1 protein-coding gene is annotated in these 267 nt (G+C 44.2%); it reads left to right on the top strand.

Features of this window, described 5'->3' with window-relative positions:
- The coding region (locus RMT89_RS43420; protein WP_315889266.1) for a hypothetical protein at window positions 1-267 on the top strand (267 nt) is incomplete at both ends.

Here is a 267-nt window from a genome sequence, read left to right as displayed (position 1 = left end):
AGTACAGGAGACCACAGGTGGTATGGCTGGCAACGCAGGGCAAAAGGCCATACCAGGACAAACAACCTTGTAAGATACAATGAGTATGGTTTTAAGACTACAGAGGAGATAAACAGTGAATTTAATATTCTAGCTTCTGCCAAATTCCCCACTGCTGGGAGGTCTGGTGTAACAAAAGAAGAGGCGTCTTTTATGGGGTGGCTTTTGTCTGACGGTTACTACAAGTGGTCAAAAGATACTCAGAGGACTTCAGCTTCTTTTGGAAGA

The organism is Streptomyces sp. P17 (assembly GCF_032436805.1).
In the GTDB taxonomy this organism is placed as follows: domain Bacteria; phylum Actinomycetota; class Actinomycetes; order Streptomycetales; family Streptomycetaceae; genus Streptomyces.
This window is presented reverse-complemented; position numbering and strand designations above follow the sequence as displayed.